General features: G+C 38.1%; 3 protein-coding genes. All 3 read right to left on the reverse strand.

Annotation, left to right across the window (positions count from 1 at the left end):
- Window positions 1-524 precede the first annotated feature (524 nt).
- Window positions 525-2,066: a glutamine-hydrolyzing GMP synthase gene (gene guaA / locus Q0K35_RS08120; protein WP_294562157.1), complete on the reverse strand. Its 1,542-nt coding sequence runs from the start codon at window positions 2,064-2,066 to the stop codon at window positions 525-527.
- A 112-nt stretch (window positions 2,067-2,178) separates the two neighbouring features.
- Window positions 2,179-2,709: a GNAT family N-acetyltransferase gene (locus Q0K35_RS08125; protein WP_294562158.1), complete on the reverse strand. Its 531-nt coding sequence runs from the start codon at window positions 2,707-2,709 to the stop codon at window positions 2,179-2,181.
- A gap of 1 nt (window position 2,710) precedes the next feature.
- Window positions 2,711-2,985, reverse strand: a 275-nt coding sequence (locus Q0K35_RS08130) for a CBS domain-containing protein (RefSeq protein WP_294562159.1), incomplete at its 5' end; no start/stop codon positions are given.

Here is a 2,985-nt window from a genome sequence, read left to right on the forward strand (position 1 = left end):
AAGAAATCATAGGAAAAATGAGCTTTTTTATGAAACACACCAAAACTTAAAGTGATCTGAAACAGCTCACACCAACACACGATTTTAAAGCGCCTAATTATTTAGGCTGTCTACTTAGAGGTCATCATATCAAAGAGCGTTTTTTTGTTATTGTACTGTCATTTAGCAAACTACGTTAGCGTGTTTTTCGTAAACTTTATTAGCATCTCTCCTCCTATCGGAAAAAATTTCATTATAACATTTTATCTCATAATTTTATAACAATATTTGCCTCAATATTCCGTTGTTAGGACAGGGGGTTTATCTCAAGAATTATTTTAAAATGCTGATTCTACACGGTTTATGATGTTTCATACAAGATTTTGTAACAAAACAGACCTCAAAAGTGCTACACCCTTCAAAGTCTGCTTGTTTCATCAATTTGTCTGTATTTAATCAATAATATGACATTAATATGACATTCTTAAAAGAATAGCGGGCTTTTCACAAAGTCCACTATCAAGAAGTACAAAATGACATTGATACTACTCGAACTCTATCGTTCCAGGAGGCTTCGATGTAATATCTAACATTACTCGATTCACATGAGGAACTTCATTTACGATACGATTTGATACGATCGTTAATACATCATATGGAATTCTTGCCCAGTCTGCTGTCATACCATCAATCGATGTTACTGCACGAATCGCAACGGCATAAGCATAGGTGCGCTGATCTCCCATGACACCTACTGACTTCATATTTGTAAGTGCTGTAAAATACTGCCAGATCTCACGATCTAATCCAGCTTTCTTGATTTCTTCTCTTAGAATAGCATCAGATTCTCTTACCATCATCAGCTTTTCTTCTGTAATCTCTCCAATGATACGGATACCAAGTCCTGGACCTGGGAAAGGCTGTCTCCATACCATTTCATCCGGAAGCCCTAATTTGCTTCCCAGTGCTCTTACTTCGTCCTTAAACAACGTATTTAAAGGTTCGATCAGCTGAAACTGCATATCCTTTGGAAGACCGCCAACATTATGATGCGATTTAATAGTCTGAGCCGTTTTTGTCCCTGACTCGATTACATCCGTATATAAAGTCCCCTGAGCCAGCCACTTAATATCTTCCCCTTCAACAAGCTTCTTCACTTCTTCATCAAAAGTATACACAAACTCATTTCCAATGATCTTACGCTTCTGTTCAGGATCACTAACACCCTTTAACTTTGATAAGAAACGATCTTTCGCATCGATCTTCACAAGATTCAGGTTCATTTCGCGTCCAAATACTTCCATGACACTGTCCGCTTCACCTTTTCTTAAAAGACCGTGATCGATAAACATACAATACAGCTGATTACCAATTGCCTTATGTAACAAAGCAGTAACTACTGAAGAATCGACACCTCCGGACAAACCTAAAAGCACCTTGTCATTACCGACTTGTTCCCGGATCTTTGCAATCTGCATCTCGATAAAAGAACTCATCGACCAATTATTCTTTGCATGGCAGACTTCAAATACGAAATTTCTCAAGATCTCATTTCCAAACTCTGAATGACGCACCTCCGGATGAAACTGCAACGTATAGATCTTCTTCTTTTCATTACTTGTCGCAGCATAATAACAAGTATCACTCGAAGCATCTCTTACAAACCCATCTGCAAGCTTATCCACCTGATCACCATGACTCATCCATACCGTCTGTTTCTTAGGCAAGCCTTTAAAAATCAAAGAATCGGTATCAATCGTAATCTCACATCTTCCATATTCCTTTGCTTCACAAGCCTTTACATGCCCACCATTCATATAATGGATCATCTGCATTCCATAACAAATTCCCAAAATAGGAATCCCACTGTCAAAAATAGCCGGATCACACATGAACGCATCCTTCTCATAAACACTATTCGGTCCCCCGCTAAACACGATACCCTTTACATCTTCAAAACTCTTGATCTGTTCCAAAGTTAACGTATGCGGATGTAATTCACTATAAACACCAAACTCACGAATACGTCTTGCAATCAGCTGGTTATACTGTGAGCCAAAATCCAAAACAATAATCTTATCTGCCATAATTTCCTCCATCTACTCCCCAATATTTTACCATATTCTCCTACAAATACCTATACATTGTTCACGATAATTCATGATATTTCACAAAGAAAACACTTTAAAAGAGTACCTTTCAGTACTCAACACATCTTTCATAAGCAATTCTCGGTGACACACCGCCAATATAGATCATTCCACATTCAATAAAACCATTCTTCTCAAGAAATCTTCTCATTGAATGATTATCCTGATGCGTATCAATACGCAGACTGACAGCATGACTTTCTCTACAAGCTTTTATCGCATACTCTAAAAACTCCCTGGCTCTTCCCTCACCCTTATACTTGTCATCAATTGCAATGCGGTGAATGACCCCATAAGAGCCCTCACACAGCCATTTCCCATCAATTCTTACATAATCGGGATCATCTGCAACCTTAAAGCACATCGTACCTAGGATAGGCCCATCTTCTAAGACATAGCTATAACCTTGCTTGATGTCTTCCAAAAGCACCTCTTTATTTGGATAGCCATCCTGCCACTGATCAACCCCCTGCTCTTTCAAATAAGCCTTGGCCTGATCAATGATCCTTATCATTTCATCAATATCATTTCTTACAGCTTTACGAATCATAAATCTATTATAATCAAAAACTATCCTCATTTCAATCATGCTTATTCACTAAATATTCAATGATCGCTTTTCTTGTAACGATTCCGATAAATACATTTGAATCATCTACAACAGGAACAAAATTCTGTCGCATCGCACGCGTCAAAAGCTCTTCGATTCCCACCGTAATACGAATGCTTGGATTCTTATCCGCCCTTAAAATATCCTTGATCTTCGTATCCTCAACACTTTTCATATTTGTCTTATGCAGCTGATCATCATTTTCATCGACCAGATACCATAAAAAATCACCCTCAGATACCGTAC

The sequence above is a fragment of the uncultured Traorella sp. genome, from assembly GCF_944327115.1.
In the GTDB taxonomy this organism is placed as follows: domain Bacteria; phylum Bacillota_I; class Bacilli_A; order Erysipelotrichales; family Erysipelotrichaceae; genus Traorella.

Excerpts from the sequence above, each read along its gene's own strand:
- guaA (WP_294562157.1), bottom strand. The coding sequence starts at position 2,066 with ATGGCAGATAAGATTATTGTTTTGGATTTTGGCTCACAGTATAACCAG.
- Q0K35_RS08125 (WP_294562158.1), bottom strand. The coding sequence starts at position 2,709 with ATGAGGATAGTTTTTGATTATAATAGATTTATGATTCGTAAAGCTGTA.